This is a genomic window from Pseudomonas sp. PDM19 (assembly GCF_014852215.1).
In the GTDB taxonomy this organism is placed as follows: Bacteria; Pseudomonadota; Gammaproteobacteria; order Pseudomonadales; family Pseudomonadaceae; genus Pseudomonas.
In genome coordinates this window covers 131351-152470 of the sequence record NZ_JACVBG010000004.1, presented here as the reverse complement: position 1 = coordinate 152470, position 21120 = coordinate 131351, and the positions used below count along the sequence as shown (strand labels likewise).

Annotated in this window: 15 protein-coding genes; 5 read left to right on the top strand and 10 right to left on the bottom strand. The window is 63.2% G+C overall.

Annotated features, from left to right (window positions below; genetic code table 11):
• Positions 1-82 precede the first annotated feature (82 nt).
• Complete coding sequence (locus IB273_RS22965) at positions 83-2470, top strand: penicillin acylase family protein (protein ID WP_192225106.1); 2388 nt, start codon at positions 83-85, stop codon at positions 2468-2470.
• A gap of 422 nt (positions 2471-2892) precedes the next feature.
• On the opposite strand, the gene IB273_RS22960 is transcribed toward IB273_RS22965, so the two are convergent.
• The 8 genes from IB273_RS22960 to IB273_RS22925 all read right to left on the bottom strand — a co-directional run bounded on the left by IB273_RS22960 (position 2893) and on the right by IB273_RS22925 (position 12091).
• Complete coding sequence (locus IB273_RS22960) at positions 2893-3765, bottom strand: ABC transporter permease subunit (protein ID WP_081515243.1); 873 nt, start codon at positions 3763-3765, stop codon at positions 2893-2895.
• Entirely contained in the window at positions 3762-4643 is an 882-nt protein-coding gene (locus IB273_RS22955; protein ID WP_138214270.1) for an ABC transporter permease subunit, read from the bottom strand. Before IB273_RS22955 ends, IB273_RS22960 begins: the two co-directional genes overlap by 4 nt.
• Positions 4644-4669: 26 nt before the next feature.
• Positions 4670-5824: an ABC transporter ATP-binding protein gene (locus IB273_RS22950; protein ID WP_081515241.1), complete on the bottom strand. Its 1155-nt coding sequence runs from the start codon at positions 5822-5824 to the stop codon at positions 4670-4672.
• Positions 5825-5973: 149 nt separating this feature from the next.
• Positions 5974-7044: a polyamine ABC transporter substrate-binding protein gene (locus IB273_RS22945; protein ID WP_225594893.1), complete on the bottom strand. Its 1071-nt coding sequence runs from the start codon at positions 7042-7044 to the stop codon at positions 5974-5976.
• Positions 7045-7295: 251 nt separating this feature from the next.
• Positions 7296-8396 carry a polyamine ABC transporter substrate-binding protein gene (locus tag IB273_RS22940; RefSeq protein ID WP_081515239.1) on the bottom strand — a complete coding sequence of 367 codons (1101 nt, stop codon included), beginning with the start codon at positions 8394-8396 and terminating at the stop codon, positions 7296-7298.
• 117 nt (positions 8397-8513) lie between these two features.
• Positions 8514-9881 (bottom strand): aspartate aminotransferase family protein, encoded by a 1368-nt coding sequence (locus tag IB273_RS22935; RefSeq protein WP_045215532.1) that lies wholly within the window; start codon positions 9879-9881, stop codon positions 8514-8516.
• A 61-nt stretch (positions 9882-9942) separates the two neighbouring features.
• On the bottom strand, positions 9943-11301 hold the full coding sequence (locus IB273_RS22930) for a glutamine synthetase family protein (RefSeq protein WP_081515238.1): 1359 nt from the start codon (positions 11299-11301) through the stop codon (positions 9943-9945).
• Between the two features lie 40 nt (positions 11302-11341).
• A complete protein-coding gene (locus IB273_RS22925; RefSeq protein WP_081515237.1) occupies positions 11342-12091 on the bottom strand; it encodes a gamma-glutamyl-gamma-aminobutyrate hydrolase family protein in 750 nt (249 codons plus the stop codon).
• Between the two features lie 278 nt (positions 12092-12369).
• Between IB273_RS22925 and IB273_RS22920 the strand changes: the two genes are divergently transcribed.
• The 4 genes from IB273_RS22920 to aguA all read left to right on the top strand — a co-directional run bounded on the left by IB273_RS22920 (position 12370) and on the right by aguA (position 17141).
• Positions 12370-13749, top strand: coding sequence for a glutamine synthetase family protein (locus IB273_RS22920; RefSeq protein WP_024762139.1), 1380 nt, complete (start codon positions 12370-12372; stop codon positions 13747-13749).
• A 249-nt stretch (positions 13750-13998) separates the two neighbouring features.
• Positions 13999-15060, top strand: coding sequence for a polyamine ABC transporter substrate-binding protein (locus tag IB273_RS22915; protein ID WP_081515236.1), 1062 nt, complete (start codon positions 13999-14001; stop codon positions 15058-15060).
• A gap of 55 nt (positions 15061-15115) precedes the next feature.
• Positions 15116-15757 (top strand): TetR/AcrR family transcriptional regulator, encoded by a 642-nt coding sequence (locus tag IB273_RS22910; protein ID WP_081515235.1) that lies wholly within the window; start codon positions 15116-15118, stop codon positions 15755-15757.
• Between the two features lie 274 nt (positions 15758-16031).
• On the top strand, positions 16032-17141 hold the full coding sequence (aguA, locus tag IB273_RS22905) for an agmatine deiminase (protein WP_192225105.1): 1110 nt from the start codon (positions 16032-16034) through the stop codon (positions 17139-17141).
• A 181-nt stretch (positions 17142-17322) separates the two neighbouring features.
• Here the strand turns inward: aguA and IB273_RS22900 are convergent, their stop codons facing one another.
• Positions 17323-18699 carry an OprD family porin gene (locus IB273_RS22900; protein ID WP_192225104.1) on the bottom strand — a complete coding sequence of 459 codons (1377 nt, stop codon included), beginning with the start codon at positions 18697-18699 and terminating at the stop codon, positions 17323-17325.
• Between the two features lie 527 nt (positions 18700-19226).
• Complete coding sequence (locus IB273_RS22895) at positions 19227-20588, bottom strand: OprD family porin (RefSeq protein WP_081515232.1); 1362 nt, start codon at positions 20586-20588, stop codon at positions 19227-19229.
• Between the last annotated feature and the right edge of the window lie 532 nt (positions 20589-21120).

Genomic DNA, 21120 nt, shown 5'->3' with positions numbered 1-21120 from the left:
ATTCCAGTAGCGAGACGTTTGGTCAATGAGCGACGTGCGCTATCCACTGCAGAATCGCCGCATAACAACAAGGAGTTGCTGCATGAAACGCACTTTGACTGTCCTCGCTGTCGTCATCGCCGCTGCAACGGCCGGTGCCGGCTGGTACCTGCATGGCAAGCAGCCGGTACGCGACGGACAACTGCCCCTGGCGGGCCTGGCCAGCGAAGTCACGGTTCGCTACGACGAGCGCGGCGTGCCGCACATCAAGGCCGGCAGCGAGGAAGACATGTACCGGGCGATCGGTTACGTCCACGCCCAGGACCGCCTGTTCCAGATGGAAATCCTCCGTCGCCTGTCCCGTGGCGAGCTGGCCGAGGTGCTCGGGCCCAAACTGGTGGACACCGACCGCATGTTCCGCAGCCTGCGCATCCGCGACCACGCCGCCGAATACGTGGCCAGGCAGGACAAGAACTCCCCGGCCTGGAAGGCGCTGGTCGCCTATCTCGATGGCGTCAACCAGTTCCAGGACAGCCACCCGCGCCCGGTGGAATTCGACATCCTCGGCATTCCCAAGCGCGCCTTCACCCCCGAAGACACCGTCAGCGTCGCCGGCTACATGGCCTACAGCTTCGCCGCCGCCTTCCGCACCGAACCGGTGCTGACCTACGTGCGCGACGAGCTGGGCGCGGACTACCTGAAGGTCTTCGACCTCGACTGGCATCCCGAAGGCGTGATGACGCCCAAGGCGCTGGCCGCCGCCGACTGGCAGGACCTGAGTGCCATCGCCCGCCTGAGCCATGCCGCGCTGGAAAAGGCCGGCCTGCCGCAATTCGAGGGCAGCAACGCCTGGGCCGTCTCCGGCAGCCGCACGAAGAGCGGCAAGCCGCTGCTGGCGGGCGACCCGCACATCCGCTTCTCCGTGCCGGCAGTGTGGTACGAGATGCAGGCCAGCGCGCCGGGCTTCGAGCTGTACGGCCACTACCAGGCGCTCAACCCCTTCGCCTCGCTCGGCCACAACCTGCAGTTCGGCTGGAGCCTGACCATGTTCCAGAACGACGACGTCGATCTGGTCGCCGAGAAGGTCAACCCGGACAACCCCAACCAGGTCTGGTACCACGGCCAGTGGACGGACCTGAAAAGCGAGGAGCAGAGCATCGCGGTGAAGGGCGAGGCACCGGTGAAGATCACCCTGCGCAGCTCGCCTCACGGCCCGCTGGTCAACGACGCGCTGGGCACCGCCGCGGGCAAGACGCCGGTCTCCATGTGGTGGGCCTTCCTGGAAACCCAGAACCCGATCCTCGACGCCTTCTACGAACTGAACCGCGCCGACACCCTGCCCAAGGCGCGCGCGGCAGCCGCGAAGATCCAGTCGCCAGGCCTCAACGTGGTCTGGGCCAACGCTCGTGGCGACATCGGCTGGTGGGCCTCGGCGCAACTGCCGGTGCGTCCGGACGGAGTCAATCCGAACTTCCTGCTCGACGGCGCCAGTGGCCAGGCCGACAAGAGCGGCTTCTACCCCTTCAGCGAGAACCCGCAGGAAGAGAACCCGGCGCGCGGCTACATCGTCTCCGCCAACTTCCAGCCGGTGCCGGCCAACGGTCGCCCGGTGCCGGGCTACTACAACCTGCCTGATCGCGGCCAGCAGCTGAACAAGCGCCTGTCCGACACTTCCGTGAAGTGGGACCTGCAGAACAGCCAGGCGCTGCAACTGGACACCGCCACCGGCTATGGCCCGCGCTTCCTCAAGCCGCTGCTGCCGATTCTGCGCGAAGCCGCCGCGACCGACGAAGAGAAGGCGCTGGTGGAGAACCTGGCCAACTGGCAGGGCGACCATCCGCTGGACTCTGTCACCGCGACGGTGTTCAACCAGTTGCTCTACCAGGTCGCCGACGGCGCCATGCGCGACGAGATGGGCGACGCCTTCTTCGACAACCTGCTATCCACCCGCGTGCTCGACGTGGCCCTGCCGCGCCTGGCCGCCGACGAGAACTCGCCCTGGTGGGACAACCGCAAGACGCCGCAGAAGGAAACCCGCGCCGATATCGTCAAGGCCGCCTGGAAGGACAGCCTGGCGCACCTGCGCGCCACCCTCGGCCAGGACTCGCAGCAGTGGCAGTGGGGCAAGGCGCACACCCTCACCCACGGCCACCCGCTGGGCCAGCAGAAGCCGCTGGACCGCCTGTTCAACGTCGGCCCATTCGCCGCTCCTGGCGGCCACGAGGTGCCGAACAACCTGTCCGCCCGCGTCGGACCTGCGCCCTGGCAGGTGATTTACGGCCCGTCCACCCGTCGCCTGATCGACTTCGCCGACCCGGCCCACAGCCTGGGCATCAACCCGGTCGGCCAGAGCGGCGTGCCTTTCGACAAGCACTACGACGACCAGGCCGAGGCCTACATCGAAGGCCAGTACCTGCCGCAGCACTACGACGACAACGAGGTGAAAGCCAACACCCATGGCATCCTGCGGTTGATTCCCGTCCGTCGCTGAAGCGCCCTCGACAAGAGCCACCCGGAAATGAAAAACCCCGCCTCTGCGGGGTTTTTCATTGGTGCGTTGTACAGAGTGTTGCGGGAGATGCCGAAGCTCCCTGGCGCGTTATTTCCCCAAGGGATAACGATCGGGGTGTTGTATTGGGCGCCGTCTCCCGCACGGAGTGCCATAAGGCGTCACTGGAAGTTTGCCGGCTACGCGGCCCGGCCCTGGTTCGGGGGGTGGCCGGACTGCGCATCCGAACACTTCAAGCGTAGTTGGCAATCGGCCAGGGGCGAGCCTTTGCGACACACGGATTTTTCCGATAAATCCCGAGTTTCCAAGCACTTCGGAATAACGTGTGAGCAAAAAAACACGGGCCACCCGAAGGTGGCCCGTGGTTCGACAATCGCCGGATACTACCGGCCGACAAGACGGCGTCAGGCGGTGGCTGTCGAACCCTTCTGCCAATCGGTCGCGTTGGACTCCATGGCTTCCTGGATCGCACGCTTGCGACGCTCTTCGGCCTGGCGGGTGAAGTACCAGGCAAAGAAGGTGAACAGCGATACGGTCAGCAGGATCAGGCTGGCTACGGCGTTGATCTCCGGCTTCACGCCCAGGCGCACGGCGGAGAACACTTCCATCGGCAGGGTGGTGGAGCCAGGACCGGACACGAAGCTGGCCAGTACCAGGTCATCCAGCGACAGCGCGAAGGACATCATGCCGCCCGCCGCCAGCGACGGCGCGATCATCGGGATGGTGATCAGCATGAACACTTTCCAGGGCTTGGCGCCCAGGTCCATGGCTGCTTCCTCGATGGACAGATCCAGCTCGCGCAGGCGCGCCGACACCACCACCGCCACGTAGGACGAGCAGAAGCTGGTGTGGGCGATCCAGATGGTCACGATGCCGCGCTCCTGCGGCCAGCCGATCAGCTGGGCCATGGCAACGAACAACAGCAGCAGCGACAGACCGGTGATCACCTCGGGCATGACCAGCGGCGCGGTGACCATGCCGCCGAACAGCGTACGGCCACGGAAACGCGGGATGCGGGTCAGCACGAAGGCCGCCAGGGTGCCCAGCGCCACCGAGGAGATCGCGGTGTAGCAGGCGATCTCCAGCGAGCGGAACACCGAACCGACCAGCTGCTGGTTGTCCAGCAGGCCGACGTACCACTTCACCGACCAGCCACCCCACACGGTCACCAGCTTGGAGCCGTTGAACGAGTAGATGACCAGGATGAGCATCGGCACGTAGATGAAGAGCAGGCCCAACACCAGCATGATGTTGGAGAACGACCAACGCTTGTTCATACCTTGCCCTCCAACTCTTTAGCTTGGTTCTTGTTGAAGAAGATGATGGGCACGATCAGGATCGCCAGCATCACGACGGCAAGGGCGGAAGCCACCGGCCAGTCACGGTTGTTGAAGAATTCCTGCCACAGCACTTTACCGATCATCAGCGTCTCGGGACCGCCCAGCAGTTCCGGGATCACGAACTCGCCCACTGCCGGGATGAACACCAGCATGCAGCCGGCGATGATGCCGTTCTTGGACAGCGGGACGGTGATCTTCCAGAAGCTGGTGAAGCTGCGCGCGCCGAGGTCGGAGGCGGCTTCCAGCAGGCTCATGTCGTGCTTCACCAGGTTGGCGTAGAGCGGCATGACCATGAAGGGCAGGTACGAGTAGACGATACCGATGTACACCGCGAAGTTGGTGTTCAGGATCGTCAGCGGCTCGTTGATGATGCCCAGCCACATCAGGAAGCTGTTGAGCAGGCCGTTGTTGGACAGGATGCCCATCCAGGCGTACACGCGGATCAGGATCGCCGTCCAGGTCGGCATCATGATCAGCAGCAGCAGGACGGTCTGCATTTCCTTGCTGGCGCGGGCGATGGCATAGGCCATCGGGTATCCGATGAGCAGGCACAGGAAGGTGCTGATCGCCGCCATCTTCAGCGAGCCCAGGTAGGCGTCGATGTAGAGCGGGTCATCCGTCAGCATCAGGTAGTTGCCCAGGTTCATCACGACCTGGAGCGTCTGGTCGGCGTACTGGAAGACTTCGGTGTACGGCGGAATGGCCACGTCCGCTGCCGCCAGACTGATCTTCAGCACGATGGCGAAGGGCAGCAGGAAGAACAGGAAGAGCCAGAAGAACGGCACACCGATCACGGCATGCCGGCCGTTCGGCAGGCGTTTCATGAGCGATTTGCTGATGTTCATGATTGCAGTACCACACCGCTGTCGTCGTACCAGCTGATGTAAACCGGCTGGTCCCAGGTCGGGCGCGCGACGTGGCGCTCGGCGTTGGCCATGAAGGCCTGGACGATGAAGCCGGAGGCCAGCTTGATGTAGTACACCGAGTGACCGCCCAGGTAGGCGATGTCGTGGACGGTGCCCTGGGCGACGTTGAAGCCTTCGTGCTCGAGGTTTTCCGGCTTCTGCGCAGTGACCATGACCTTTTCAGGACGCAGTGCGTAGGTCATGCGCTTGTTCTCGGCACGGGTGCTGATGCCGTGGCCGATGTAGATCGGGTTTTCCAGCTGCGGGCAGGCGATGACCGCGTGGTCCTGCAGGTCCTCGACGATCTCGCCGTCGAACAGGTTGACGTTGCCGATGAACTCGCAGATCAGGCGGCTGGCCGGCGTCTCGTAGATGTCCATCGGGCTGCCGATCTGCTCGATGCAACCCAGGTGCATGATGGCAATGCGCTGGGCCATGGTCATGGCCTCTTCCTGGTCGTGGGTCACCATCACGCAGGTCACGCCCACGCGCTCGATGATCTCCACCAGTTCCAGTTGCATCTGCGAACGCAGTTTCTTGTCCAGCGCGCCCATGGGTTCGTCGAGCAGCAGCAGCTTCGGACGCTTGGCCAGGGAGCGGGCCAGGGCCACGCGCTGACGCTGGCCGCCAGAAAGCTGGTGCGGCTTGCGCTTGGCGTACTGGGTCATCTGCACGAGCTTGAGCATCTCGTCGACGATCTTGTCGATCTCCGCCTTGGGCAGACCGTCCTGCTTCAGGCCGAAGGCGATGTTCTGCGCCACGCTCATGTGGGGGAACAGGGCGTACGACTGGAACATCATGTTGATCGGCCGCTCATAGGGCGGCAGGTCGGTAATGTCCTGGCCATCGAGGAAGATGCGACCTTCAGTGGGACGCTCGAAACCAGCCAGCATGCGAAGCAGGGTCGACTTGCCCGAACCCGAACCACCCAGCAGGGCGAAGATTTCGCCTTTCTTGATGTCCAGGGACACGCTGTCCACAGCCAGCGTTTCGTCGAACTGCTTGCTGACCCGGTCGATTTTTACCAGAACCTCTTTAGGCTTCTGGTCGCCACTCAAGGCTTTCTTGTAGGCACCGGAGGCTATTGCCATTACCACAACTCCCAAATCATAGAGGCCCGGCCCCCGCGGCCGGGCATGCTTGGTATTACAGGGCTGGCGCAGTTTACGTGCGCCGCCGGGCCTTTCGAGGGGCCCTGCGACGCTCCGTGCCCGCGCGGACGGATTTGGGGAAAACCGTCTTACTTGCCCGACTTGATCTTGGTCCAGGAACGGGTCATGAGGCGCAGGATCTTCGGCGGCAGCTCATGCTGCACGAAGAGTTTGTCGAGAACCTCCTGGGATGGGTACACCTCAGGATTGTTGCGCACGGACTCATCCATGAATTCGCCAGCCTTGGGGTTCGGGTTGGCGTAACCGACGTAATCGCTGACCTTGGCGATCACTTCGGGCTTGAGCAGGTAGTTGATGAACGCGTGGGCCGCCTTCGGGTTGGAGGCATCCTTCGGCACGGCGAGGATGTCGAACCAGAGGTTGGCGCCTTCCTTGGGAATGGCGTAGGCGATGTTCACGCCCTTGCCGGCTTCCTTGGCGCGGTTGGCGGCCTGGAACACGTCACCGGAGAAACCGGCCGCAACGCAGATGTTGCCGTTGGCCAGGTCGGAGATGTACTTGGAGGAGTGGAAGTAGGTGACGTACGGACGCACCTTCATCAGCTTGTCCTCCACCTTCTTGTAGTCATCCGGGTTGGTGCTGTTGGGGTCCAGCCCCATGTACTTGAGCACAGCCGGCATCATCTCGTCGCCCGAATCAAGGAAGGCGACGCCGCACTGGCTGAGCTTCTTCATGTTCTCGGGCTCGAAGAGGACGGCCCACGAATCGATGGTGTCGACACCCAGCACGGCCTTGACCTTCTCGACGTTGTAGCCGATGCCGTTGGTGCCCCACAGGTACGGCACGCCGTACAGGTTGCCCGGGTCGTTGGCCTCGAGCTGCTTCATCAGGTGCGGATCGAGGTTCGACCAGTTCGGCAGCTGGCTCTTGTCCAGCTTCTGGAACGCGCCGGCCTTGATCTGGCGACCGAGGAAGTGGTTGGACGGCACGACCACGTCGTAGCCGGTACGACCGGCCAGCAGCTTGCCTTCCAGGGTTTCGTTGGAGTCGAAGACGTCGTACACCGGCTTGATACCGGTTTCCTTCTCGAAATCGGCGAGGGTGGTTTCACCGATGTAGTCCGACCAGTTGTAGATGTGGACGGTCTGTTCCGCCTGGGCCAGCGAAGTCAGGCCGAAGACGGAGACTGCAGCGATCAGGGTTCTGCGGAAGGGAATGCGCACACGTGAGTCCTCTCGTTGTTTTTGACTACTTCAGTCGGTTGCTGCCGGGGTTTCGACGGCCGGTCCGTGGATAGCGCCGAACCCTTTACAGCACGAGAGCGCCGGGGCTTGCGCAGCCATTCCACCGATGGAAGCTGTTTGTTGCTACCGGTAGCGGGCGAGGGAGCGCACTCCCCCGCCGCTGTCCGGACCATCCGCTGGCGCGCCAGGCGACAGCGATTACCCGATTACTTGCCGGACTTGATGGTGGTCCAGCTGCGGGTCATCAGACGCTGGGTCTTCGCCGGCAGGTCCGGGAAGGCGTACAGCTTCTTCATGGTTTCCGGAGTCGGATACACGCCCGGGTCGTTGCGGATCGCCTCGCTCACCATCGGGGTGGCTGCGGCGTTGCCGTTCGGGAACTGCACGACGTTGGTGATCTCGGACATGACCGCCGGCTCGAGCAGGAAGTTGATCCACTTCAGCGCGGCTTCCTGGTTCTCGGCATCCTTCGGAATGGCGACGGTGTCGAAGAACGCGCCAGCACCTTCCTTCGGAATGTTGTACTTCACAGTGACCTTGTTCTTGGCTTCTTCAGCGCGGGACTTGGCCTGGTACACGTCACCCGAGTAACCGATAGCCACGCAGATGTTGCCGTTGGCGATATCGGAGATGTACTTGGAGGAGTGGAAGTAGGAGACGTACGGGCGAATCTTCAGGAACAGCGCTTCGGCTTCCTTGAGTTCTTTCGGGTCCTGGCTATCGGGCTTGTAGCCCAGGTAGTGCAGGGCAGCCGGCAGCATTTCGGTCGGCGAATCGAGGAAGCTCACGCCGCAGGCCTTCAGCTTCTGGATGTTTTCCGGCTTGAACACCAGGTCCCAGGAGTCCACCGGGGCGTTGTCGCCCAGCGCGGCCTTGACCTTGTCCGGGTTGTAGCCGATGCCGATGGTGCCCCACATGTAGGGGATCGCGTACTGGTTGCCCGGGTCGCTGATTTCCAGCGTCTTCATGATGTCCGGGTTCAGGTTCTTCCAGTTCGGCAGCTTGGACTTGTCCAGCGGCGTGTACACGCCGGCCTTGATCTGCTTGGCCAGGAAGGAGTTGGACGGCACCACGATGTCGTAGCCCGACTTGCCGGCCAGCAGCTTGGCTTCCAGCACTTCGTTGCTGTCGTAGACGTCGTAGACGACCTTGATTCCGGTTTCCTTGGTGAACTTGTCGACCGTGTCCGGCGCGATGTAGTCCGACCAGTTGTAGACGTGCAGCACCTTGTCATCTGCCTGCGCCATACCAGCCACAGCGCCTGCCAGCGTTACAGCGAGCAGGGATTTGCCGAAGGTCTTGAACATGCGGGTAGCTCCGTTTGTTTTTTTGATGTTCCGGGTGGCGTGGACATCTCCTTCCGTCACCACCCGGTGAGCCTGGCCAACGCACAGGCGCAGTCTGTCAAAGGTCCGGTGAAAGACTCAAGACAGAACGGCTGCGGCGGTTTGATCGAGGCACTTGCGCGCCAGGGTGATCAGGTCATCGATCTGCGATTTCTCGATCACCAGCGGCGGCGAGATAATCATAGTGTCTCCCACCGCGCGCATGATCAGACCGTTGCGGAAGCAGTGCTCGCGGCACAGCATCCCGACACCCTTGCCTTCGAAGCGCTCGCGGGTCTTCTTGTTCTTCACCAGCTCCAGTGCTGCCACCAGGCCTACCCCGCGGGCTTCGCCTACCAGGGGATGGTCGGCCAGCTCTTGCCAGCGCTGTTGCAAATACGGTGCCGTTTCGTTCTTCACACGCTCGACGATCTTCTCTTCCCGCAGGATTCGGATGTTCTCCAGCGCCACCGCAGCGGCTACCGGGTGACCAGAGTAAGTGAAGCCGTGGTAGAACTCCCCACCCTCATTCAGGGTATGGACGATCTCGTCACGAACGATCACGCCGCCCATGGGGATGTAGCCGGAGGTCAGGCCCTTGGCGATCGGCATCAGGTCCGGGGCGTTGCCGAAGTACTGGCTGCCGAACCATTCGCCGGTACGGCCGAAGCCGCAGATGACTTCGTCGGCGATGAACAGGATGTCGTACTTGGCGAGGATCTCGCGGATCTTCGGCCAGTAGGTTTTCGGCGGAATGATCACGCCGCCCGCGCCCTGCAGGGGCTCGGCGATGAAGGCGGCGACCTTGTCTTCGCCGACTTCGAGAATCTTCTTCTCCAGTTGCTCGGCCGCCCAGACGCCGAACTCTTCCGGGTCCATGTCGCCGCCTTCGCCGAACCAGTACGGCTGGGCAATGTGCTCGATGCCGGGGATCGGCAGGTCACCCTGCTCGTGCAGCGCCTTCATGCCGCCCAGGCTGACGCCGGCGACGGTGGAGCCGTGGTAGCCGTTCCAGCGGCCGATGACCACTTTCTTCTGCGGCTGACCCTTGATGGTCCAGTAGTGGCGAACCATGCGCAGCACGGTGTCGTTGGACTCCGAGCCCGAGCCGGTGAAGAACACGTGGTTCATGCCTTCGGGGGCGATGTCGGCGATAGCCTTGGACAGCTCCAGCACCGGCGGGTGGGCGGTCTGGAAGAACAGGTTGTAGTAGGGCAGTTCCTGCATCTGCTTGTAGGCGACTTCAGCAAGTTCCTTGCGACCGTAGCCGACGTTCACGCACCACAGGCCAGCCATGCCGTCGAGGATCTTGTTGCCCTCGCTGTCCCACAGGTATACGCCTTCGGCCTTGGTGATGATGCGCGCACCCTTCTCGTTCAGCTGCTTGTAGTCGGTGAACGGAGCCAGGTGGTGATCGCGGCTGAGCGCCTGCCAGTGTTGGGTGTTGGCGCTGGTCTGGTTAGTCATCTTGATAAAACCTCTTCTCTAAGAAACACGGGGCCCGGCCACGCGCCGGCCCCCACGCCGATCAGACAGAAAGCAGAAGGAACTCACGCTCCCAGGAACTGATTACTCGCTTGAAGTTCTCGTGCTCGGCGCGCTTCACCGCAACGTAGCCCCGAATGAACTTGTCACCCAGGTATTTCTCCAGGGTCTTGCTGCCTTCCATGCACTCCAGGGCGGCTTCGATGGTCAGCGGCAGGCGCAGGTTACGCCGTTCGTAGCCACGGCCTTTGACCTGGGCACTGGGTTTGAGGCCTTCGACCATGCCGATGTAGCCGCACAGCAGGCTGGCCGCCAGGGCCAGGTAAGGGTTGGCGTCGGCGCCGGCCAGGCGGTTCTCCACGCGGCGGTTGTCCGGGGTGGAATCCGGTACGCGCAGGCCCACGGTACGGTTCTCCTCGCCCCACTCCACGTTCACTGGCGCCGAGGTATCGGGCAGGAAGCGGCGGAACGAGTTGACGTTCGGCGCGAACAGCGGCAACGCCTCGGGGATCAGCTTCTGCAGACCGCCGATGTGGTGCAGGAACAGCTCGCTCATGCTGCCGTCGGCGTTGGAGAAGATGTTCTTGCCGGTCTTGAGGTCGACGATGCTCTGGTGCAGGTGCATGGCACTGCCCGGCTCGCCGGTCATCGGCTTGGCCATGAAGGTGGCGGCGACGTTGTGCTTGAGGGCGGCCTCGCGCATGGTGCGCTTGAACACCACGATCTGGTCGGCCAGGTCCAGGGCATCGCCGTGACGGAAGTTGATCTCCATCTGCGCGGTGCCTTCTTCATGGATCAGGGTGTCCAGATCCAGGCCCTGCAGTTCGCACCAGTCGTACATGTCCTCGAACAGCGGGTCGAATTCGTTCGCCGCGTCGATGGAGAAGGACTGGCGACCGGTCTCCTGGCGACCGGAACGGCCGATCGGAGCCTGCAGCGGGTAGTCGGGGTCGTCGCTGCGCTTGGTCAGGTAGAACTCCATCTCCGGCGCCACGATCGGTTTCCAGCCCTTGTCGGCGTACAGCTGGAGAACGCGCTTGAGCACGTTGCGCGGCGACAGCTCGATGGGGTTGCCCAGCTTGTCGTAGGTGTCGTGGATGACCATCGCAGTCGGCTCGATGGCCCAGGGGACGAGGAACACGGCATTCTCGTCCGGGCGGCAGACCATATCGATGTCGGCCGGGTCCAGCAGGTCGTAATAGATGTCGTCTTCGACGTAATCACCGGTCACGGTCTGCAGGAGAACGCTCTCCGGCAGGCGCATGCCCTTCTCGTTGAGGAATTTCGCGGTCGGCGCGATCTTGCCCCGGGCAATCCCGGTCAGGTCGGCGATCATGCATTCCACTTCGGTGATCTTGCGTTCTTTCAACCAGCCACTGAGCTGGTCTAACTTGCTAGTCATAAAGACCTCAGGGTTTGAGAGCCCGGCCCCAACGCCGGACTCAGCGGTTCCCCGCCCTCTTGCTGCAGGCTTTGCCGAATGCCTGGAAGATAGCGAGATAGTTGGGGTTCGTTTCGACCTGCCACTCCGGGTGCCACTGCACCCCGACGGCAAAGGCCGCACCTTCGACGGAGAAGGCTTCAACCAACCCGTCAGGCGCCAGAGCTTCTACACGAAGGCCGGGCGCCAGACGATCAACGCCCTGGCCGTGAATAGAGTTGACCTGGAACTGCGAGGGTAGCCCGATACCGGCGAAAACGCCGCCCGGCTGCACGTCGACGACGTGCCGCAGACCATATTGGATTTCGATCGGCTCACCCGCGGGTTCGCGGTGGTCCATCAAGCCTTCGACTTCGTGCACTTTCTGGTGCAGCGAACCGCCAAAGGCGACGTTCATTTCCTGGAAGCCGCGGCAGATGCCCAGCACCGGAATCCCGGCCGCGACGGCGCGGCGAATCAGCGGCAGCGTCGTACTGTCGCGCTCGGGATCATGAGGGGTGCCTGCAATGCTGGCGGAGCCACTATAATGATGGGGTTCGACGTTCGACGCCGAGCCTGTGAAGAGCAGGCCGTCGAACGCGGCCAACATGTCTTCCTGGTCGATGGCATCGCCCAGGGAGGGAATGATCAAAGGAATGCCCGAGGCCCCGGAGATCAGCGCTCTGAGGTATTTGTCGCCAGCAACATGGTAGGGTTTGGATGCGATCTGCTTGATGCAGGCGGACACGCCGATTAACGGCAGGCGAGACATGGGACACCCGTGTTTGTAAGTGTTATGGGCTTGAGGCCGAGCTTAGCCTTGTTCATTTTTTTACACAATAGCCATGTAAAAAATCAAACACGCCCCACTGAACAGCCCGCCACCAAAGGCTCTCCGCTCATCAAAAGCGGCTTGAAACGCCCCAAAAACGGCCCATCACGACAGGTGCGCCCCACTTTGGTGCGACATTGACAACCCTTGCCAATTCGGATTGACTCACACCTCAGCTTTCGAATGATTGAAATTTTTAACAATAAAGGTGTTACATCATGTCGGTACCCCAGAGTGCCGTGTCGCTCGAAGAAGCGAGTGAGTTCCTGAAGGAACACCCCGAGGTCCAATTCGTCGACCTCCTTATTGCAGACATGAATGGTGTGGTCCGCGGCAAGCGCATCGAACGCACCAACCTGCCCAAAGTCTATGAGAAGGGCATCAACCTCCCCGCCTCTCTCTTCGCTCTCGACATTACCGGCTCCACCGTAGAAAGCACCGGCCTCGGCCTGGACATTGGCGACGCGGATCGCGTCTGTTTCCCAATCCCCAACACCCTCTCCATGGAACCCTGGCAGAAGCGCCCGACCGCGCAGCTGCTGATGACCATGCACGAGATGGAAGAACGCACGCCGTTCTTCGCCGACCCGCGTGAGGTGCTGCGTCAGGTCGTACAGAAGTTCACCGACATCGGTCTGACCATCGTCGCGGCCTTCGAGCTCGAGTTCTACCTGATCGACCAGGAGAACGTGAACGGCCGTCCGCAGCCGCCGCGCTCGCCGATCTCCGGCAAGCGTCCGCAATCGGTCCAGGTCTACTCCATCGACGACCTCGACGAGTACGCCGACTGCCTGCAGGACATCATCGACGGCGCCCGCGCCCAGGGCATTCCGGCCGACGCCATCGTCAAGGAAAGCGCCCCGGCCCAGTTCGAAGTCAACATGCACCACGTTGACGACGCCCTGAAGGCCTGCGACTACGCAGTCCTGCTCAAGCGCCTGATCAAGAACGTCGCCTACGACCACGAGATGGACTCGACCTTCATGGCCAAGCCCTACCCGGGTCAGGCAGGCAACGGTCTGCACGTCCACGTCTCGCTGCTCGACAAGGACGGCAAGAACATCTTCACCAGCGAGGATCCCGAGCAGAACGCCGCGTTGCGCCACGCGATCGGCGGTGTGCTCGAGACCCTGCCGGCGTCGATGGCGTTCCTTTGCCCGAACGTCAACTCGTACCGCCGTTTCGGTTCGGCCTTCTTCGTGCCGAACGCGCCGAGCTGGGGCCTGGACAACCGTACCGTCGCCCTGCGCGTGCCGACCGGAGCGCCGGAAGCGGTGCGCCTGGAGCACCGCGTCGCTGGAGCCGACGCCAACCCGTACCTGCTGCTCTCGGCGGTACTGGCCGGCGTCCACCACGGCCTGACCAACAAGGTCGAGCCGGGCGCGCCGATCGAAGGCAACGCCTACGAGCAGCTGGAACAGAGCCTGCCGAACAACCTGCGCGATGCCCTGCGCGAGCTGGACGACAGCGACGTGATGAACAAGTACATCAGCCCCGAGTACATCGACATCTTCGTCGCGTGCAAGGAGCATGAGATGCAGGAGTTCGAGTATTCGATCTCCGACCTCGAGTACAACTGGTACTTGCACACCGTATAAGTGGTAAACGAAACGCCGGCCCTCGTGCCGGCGTTTCCTTGTGCCTCTGGCACACCCGGGGAACTGCGACATCGCAACGGCGAGGAGGGGCGCCGCAGCGAGTCACATCCGTCGTTCCTTCCTGCCCGCGATGTCTCCATCCGCCTGTCCGGGCGTGCATCGCGTCTGTCGTGTCTTTGCTGTCGCGCTATCGAGCGGCGAATGAATGCCGCATCCGCTGATTACGTGGTTCATTCAGGGAGATCGCCAATGCCACGCCTGTACGCCTTGATTCTGATGCTGTTGTGCCCGCTGTCCGCCTGGGCCGACCAGGTCATCCGCGTCTACAACTGGAACGACTACATCGCCCCCGAAGTGCTCAAGGACTTCGAGAAGGACACCGGCATCCGGGTCGAGTACACGACCTACAGCACCGCCGAAGAGGTCAAGAAGGCCCTGGAGAGCGGCGAGAAGTTCGACGTCGCGGTGCCCTCGCACAACGACCTGCCGGCGCTGATCCGCGACAAGCGCATCCAGGCGCTGGACTTCAGCAAGCTGCCCAACCGCAGCCACCTCGACACCCAGCTGCTGAGCAAGCTGGCCGCCGTCGACCCCAACAACCAGCACGCCGTGCCCTACCTGTGGGGCGCCGTGGGCCTGGCGATCAACGAACCCGAAGCGGAGAAGGCCTACGGCGGCAAGCTGCCCGACAGCTGGAGCATCCTGTTCGACCCGCAGCAGAGCCAGCGCCTGAAGGCCTGCGGCATGAGCCTGCTGGACGCGCCGGATGAAGCCTTCTCGGTGCTGATGAACTACCAGGGCCGCAACTTTGCCCGCAGTGCGCCGTCACAGATTCGCCGCGCCGGCGAGGTACTCGCGCAGCTGCGCCCGAACCTGCGCTACATCGACAGCGAGCGCTACATCCAGGACCTCAATGCCGGCAAGCTGTGCGTCGCCATGGCCTGGGTCGGCGACGCCCTGGGCGCGGCCAACGCCGGCCAGCCGGTGCGCTTCGTGGTACCGCAGGAAGGCTCGGTGCTGTTCATCGACAACCTGGTGATCCCCAGCGCATCCGAGCACCCGGACCTGGCGCTCAAGTTCATCGACTACCTGATGCAGCCCAAGGTCGCCGCGCAGATCACTGCCGCCACCCTCTACCCCAACGGCAACAAGGACTCCGCGCAGTTCCTCGACGCCGCCCTGCGCGACCAGCCGGGTCTGTACCCGGACCAGGAGACCAAGCGTCGCCTGTTCGCCCTGGAAACCGCGCCGGAGAAGACTGCCCCGGTGATCACCGACGTCTGGGCCAAGCTGCGCGACGGCGGCAGCTGACTTGCCGAGCACCCCGGAGCTGGCGTCCAATAGCCGCCCAGCTCCGGAGGTCGTCATGCCCGCACCCTCTCCCACTCGCAAGCCCCGCGCCAGCAGCCAGGCACGCATCGCCGTGATCCTCGAGGCTGCCCGCGCCCTGCTGGCCGAGAGTGGCGCGGCGGGGCTGTCGATCTACGCGGTAGCCGAGCGCGCGGACATCCCGCCCTCCTCCGTCTACCACTTCTTCCCCAGCGTGCCGGCCCTGCTGCAAGGGCTGACCAGCGACGTCCACGCCGCCTTCCGAGCCTGCCTGGAACAGCCCGTCGACCACGCCGCCCTGCGCGACTGGCGCGACCTCGCACGACTGGTCGAGCAGCGCACCCTGGCCGTTTACGCCGAAGACGCCGCTGCGCGCCAGCTGATCCTCGCCAGCCACGGCCTCGCCGAAGTCACCCAGGCCGACAGCCAGCACGACGTGCAACTCGGCCAGGCCATGCGCGAACTGTTCGAACGCCACTTCGAGCTGCCGCCGCTACCGCAGGACATCGAGGTCTTCAGCCTGGCCATCGAGCTGGGCGACCGCGTCTACGCCCTCTCCGTGCAGCGCCATGGGCAGATCACCGGGCGCCTGGCCGAAGAAGGCATGCGGGTGATCGATGCCTACCTGTCGCTGTACCTGCCACCCTGCCTGCCGAAGCGTCCCTCGCCGCTGAAATAATCGATTTTTATCCGATTAATATCCCGATGAATGGGCAGATTATTTCTTAATCGCCCTTCATAAACCGATTTTTATCGGATATAAATTCTCCCACCCTGGGAGAGTCCTGACGCGAGGCAGTGACTGGCGGCCTATACTGGACCGCTCTTGCGGCGCTACCGGCGACGATCTCCCGAATGACACAACCCCCTCCGTAGGATGGGCGGAGCGCAGCGATACCCATCGAGGGCTATCGGCTCGCCCCTTCCACGAAGCACTGACCAAGGACCGCCCCATGACCACGCTGACCAGCACTCCCCGCGCCGATGGCTTCCGCATGCCGGCGGAATGGGAACCCCAGACCCAGACCTGGATGGTCTGGCCCGAGCGTCCGGACAACTGGCGCCTGGGCGGCAAGCCCGCGCAGGCCGCGTTCAGCGCCGTAGCCCGCGCCATCGCCCGCTTCGAGCCGGTGACCATCGGCGTCTCCGCCGGCCAGTACGAGAACGCCCGCGCCCAGCTGGCCGACGCGGCCAACATCCGCGTGGTGGAAATCAGCAACGACGACGCCTGGGTGCGCGACACCGGCCCGACCTTCGTCATCAACGACCAGGGCGACGTGCGCGGCGTGGACTGGACCTTCAACGCCTGGGGCGGCCTGGAAGGCGGCCTGTACTTCCCCTGGCACCGCGACGACCAGGTGGCGAGCAAGATCCTCGGCATCGAGCGCACCGACGGCTATCGCACCGAAGGCTTCGTGCTGGAGGGCGGCTCGATCCACGTGGACGGCGAAGGCACCCTGATCACCACCGAGGAATGCCTGCTCAACCACAACCGCAACTCGCACATGAGCCGCGAAGAGATCGAGGCCGTGCTGCGCGAACACCTGGCCATCGACACCGTGATCTGGCTGCCGGACGGCCTGTTCAACGACGAGACCGACGGCCACGTCGACAACTTCTGCTGCTACGTGCGCCCCGGCGAAGTGCTGCTGGCCTGGACCGAAGACCAGAACGACCCGAACTACGAGCGCTGCCAGGCCGCCATGCGCGTGCTGGAATCTGCCCGTGACGCCAAGGGCCGCCAACTGACCGTGCACAAGATCATCATCCCCGGCCCGATCCACGCGACCCAAGCCGAGTGCGAAGGCATCGACCTGGTAATCGGCACCCAGCCGCGCGATCCGTCGATCCGCCTGGCCGGCTCCTACGTCAACTTCCTGATCGTCAACGGCGGCATCATCGCCCCGCGCTTCGACGACCCGGCGGACGCCGAGGCCGAAGCCACCCTGAAGCGCATCTTCCCCGAGCACGAGATCGTCATGGTGCCGGGCCGCGAGATCCTGCTGGGCGGCGGCAATATCCACTGCATCACCCAGCAGCAACCGGCGCCGCAGAAGCGCTGATCCGCTGCAGACAAAAAGGCCGTCGCTCCCACCGGAACGACGGCCTTTTTCATTGCCCGAAACCTGCAGGAGCGGGCCACGCCCGTGACCGCGGACAAAGTCCGCGCCTCCCTGATACCAGCGGCCCGTGGACCCTGCTCACGGATCGCGGGCGTGGCCCGCTCCTACAGAAGTCGCAGCGTTACAGCAGCGGAATGCTGTAGCTGACGATCAGGCGGTTCTCATCCTGGTCACGCTGGCTGGCGGAGCCCGGCGTGCTGGCCGCCGGCAAGCCGCTGCGCAGCGAAGCGTTCTTCCAGGCCACGCCCAGGTTCTTCAGCGGGCCGTCCTGGATGGTGTAGCCCAGGCTGATGTCGCGCTCCCACTCGGTCTGCTTGCCGTAGGCGGTGTCGATACTGTCGCCACGCAGGTAGACGGTCTGGAAGTTCAGGCCGGGCACACCCAGGGCGGCGAAATCATAGCCGTAGCGCGCCAGCCAGGTCCGCTCGCCGGCATGCTGGAACTTGCCGATCTGCGAATCGGTGATCAGGTAGGACGAAGCACCATCGCCGTCGTTGATGAACGGGAAGTCGCTGTCGCCAGAGAGGCTCTGGTGCCCGATTCCGAAACTGTGGCCCTGCAGGTTGTAGGTGAACAGGCCGCTGAAGGCCTGGTTGTCCACCTCGCCACGGGTCACACCGCTACCGTAGTAGCCGGTGGTGGAATAAAACGGATCATGGCTGCCGTTCTTGCCATCGCTGCTGCTGTGGAAGTAGCGCAGGTCGCTCTTCAGTGTGCCGACACCGACATCCCAGTTGTGCTGCAGGCCGAGGAAGTGCTGCTTGTAGAAATCCTTCAGGTTGCCGTAGTAGTACTGGACGGTGGTGTCTTCGTTGATCCGGTAGTCCGCGCCGCCGTAGTAGAACTTGTTGCTGTACTGGGCGAATTGCGACTTGCCACCGGCGTTCGCCCCGGCGATCGACAGCCCCTGGTCGGAGTTGCTCGAGTTACGACCTTTCATGTGCTCCAGCTGGCCGGCAACGAAGGTCAGGTCCTTGAACTCGTTGGATGTAACCTGCCCACCGCTGAAGGTCTGGGGCAACAGGCGACCGTCGTTGTAGGTCACCACCGGCAGCTTGGGCTGCAGGGTGCCATAGCGCAGTTCGGTCTGCGAAACCTTGGCCTTGGCGGTCAGCCCCAGGCTGGCGAAGTCATCCACCGCACGACCATCGCTGTCGGTGGGGAAGACGATGCCGCCCAGGTTGCTGCTGTCCGGGTTGTACTGCTTGCCCTTGCCGCTATCGAGTTTCACGCCCAGCAGACCGAGCGCATCGACACCGAAACCCACCGTGCCCTGGGTGAAACCTGAGGCGTAGTTGAGCAGGAAGCCCTGCCCCCACTCCTCCTGCTTGCTCGGCGCGGCGGAGCCGTTGCGGTTGTCCTGATTGATGTAGAAGTTGCGCAGGCCCAGGCTGGCCTTGCTGTCTTCGATGAAGCCATCGGCCAAAGCGGCCTGGGCGATACCCGTGGCGGCAATCGCCGCGGCCAGAGTCGAAAGCTTGAGTGTGCGGTAATGCATTACGGTTCCCCATCACATCTTCGTGAGCGCGCCATCGGCAACGGGCGCAGTGCTCGGTGCGATGACGGCAGTCCTGATCACGACGGTGGGGAGAGGACGGGAAACGACGCCAGCCCGGGAGTCCGGATAGGCGGTCTGCGCCGCCTTGCCGCTCCGCTGATGGCCCACCGCACTGCATCATCGAGGCACGCGCCGGGCAGCATCCGCTGCGTCGCCCCATCACCGGAGGGCGTGCTCAACGCCTTTCCCCGGGTCCGCGCGACCGTCGCCACGATAAGAGAAGGTCCGTCGGCACGAAGGAAATAGCCGCCAGGGGCGGCACCTGTTGCGCGATCCTTGACCAGGCTCACGTCGGAAAAATCAGCGGCTCATACGTCGCGATTGAAATGAAGGAGAAACATCCGAAGCCGGATAGCCGAACACCGATTGGGGCAAGGTTTTTTCACCGGCCGCAGGCCGCGCCGGCCACCCACGAAAAAGCCGCCGCCTCTGACGAGGACGGCGGCTCTTGTTCAGCCCGCGGAAGGTTACAGCAGCGGGATGGTGTAGCTGACGATCAGGCGGTTCTCGTCCTGGTCACGCTGGGCAGGCGAGCCTGCGGTAGTACCGGCCGGCAGGCCGCTGCGCAGCGCAGCGTTCTTCCAGGTGAAGCCCAGGCCCTTGAAGGTGCCATCCGGGATCACGTAGGCCAGGGAGATATCACGCTCCCACTCGCTCTTGTCGCCGTACTTGGTGTCGATGTTGTCGCCGTGCAGGTACAGGGTCTGGAAGGTCAGGCCCGGCAGGCCGGCCTGGGCGAAGTCGTAGCCGTAACGGACCTGCCAGGTGCGCTCGCCGGCGCGCAGGAACTTGCCGATCTGCACGTCGGTGATCAGGTAGGCAGTGGCGCCGTCGCCGTTGTTGATGAACGGGAAGTCGCTGTCGCCGCTGAGCTGCTGGTAGCCGGCGCCGAAGCTGTGGCCGCTGACGGTGTAGGTGAACAAGCCGCTCCAGGCGCGGTTGTCGACTTCACCCTTGGTCACGCCGTTGCCGTAGTAACCGCTGGTGTAGAAGTTCTTGTCGTGGCCGTTCTTGCCGTCATCGCTGCTGTGGAAGTAGCGCAGGTCGCTCTTGAGCACGCCCGGGCCGATTGCCCAGTTGTGCTGCAGGCCGAGGAAGTGCTGTTTGTAGAAGTCCTGCAGGTTGCCGTAGTAGTACTGCAGCGTCAGGTCCTTGGTCAGCTTGTAGTCGGCGCCGCCGTAGTAGAACTTGTTGACGAACTCGCCGGTGCGCGCGTTGTTGGCGCCGGCGATGGACAGCCCCTCGTTGTTGCTGGAGCTGCGGCCCTTCATGTGCTCCAGCTGACCGCCGAGCAGGGTCAGGTCCTTGAACTCGTTCGAGGTGACCTGGCCACCCTCGAAGGTCTGCGGCAGCAGGCGACCGTCGTTGTAGGTCACGACCGGCAGCTTGGGCAGCAGGGTGCCGTACTGCAGCACGGTGCTGGAAACCTTCACCTTGCCGGTGGCGCCCAGGTGGGAGAAATCGTCGACCGCGCGACCGTCACCATCGGTGGGGAAGACAGTACCGGAAAAACTCGAGCTGGTCGGGTTGTAATGTGTGCCCTTGCCACTGTCCAGGCGCACGCCCAGCAGGCCCAGGGCGTCGACGCCGAAGCCCACGGTGCCTTCGGTGAAGCCGGAGGTGTAGTTGAGCAGGAAGCCCTGGCCCCACTCTTCCTGCTTGCTCGGCTCGGCGGTGCCGTTGCGGTTGTCGGTGTTGATGTAGAAGTTGCGCAGGGTCAGGTTGGCCTTGCTGTCTTCGATGAAGCCACCGGCGACGGCGGATTGGGCGAGGCCTGCGGCAGCGATGGCGAGCGCGAGGCTCGATTGCGTGAGAGTGCGGCGTTTCATTGGAATTTCCCCATTTTATTGATCTTGGAAAGCAGGCCATTCAAGGCGACCACTGGCTCCAGCGGAGCCCGACCGAACGGCAAGCAGCGGCCATGGCGTGTCAGGCACGCTCGGCATGCGGTAATTCGGCGGTGTTCGGCGCTCCCCTATGCGGGGATCGAGCGCAGGCAAGCAGGCGGGAGGGCAGCAGAAGAATGGAATGGCATGGATCGGATCTCGTGTCTTGTTGTTGTGGCAATGCGCGGGGCATGCGTCAGTGGCTAGGCAATCCCCAGGCCAACCGGCCTTACCTGCCTGACACGCCCGCCATTTCCGACACTCGGAACGATCTGCAAGCAAATTCCTTCAGAAAAATCAGCGGAAAACCGCCACGAGCCCCCTTCATCCTGGCGGATAACCGCCATTCCCCTTTCGCTGTCACGGCAACGCTGGGGGCCACGATAAAAGAAGCTCTATAAATCAAAAAAGAATTAATTATTACTATGTAATTTCTTTTGGGAATATATGGTAGCACGCCGACTGCCCGGCGCCG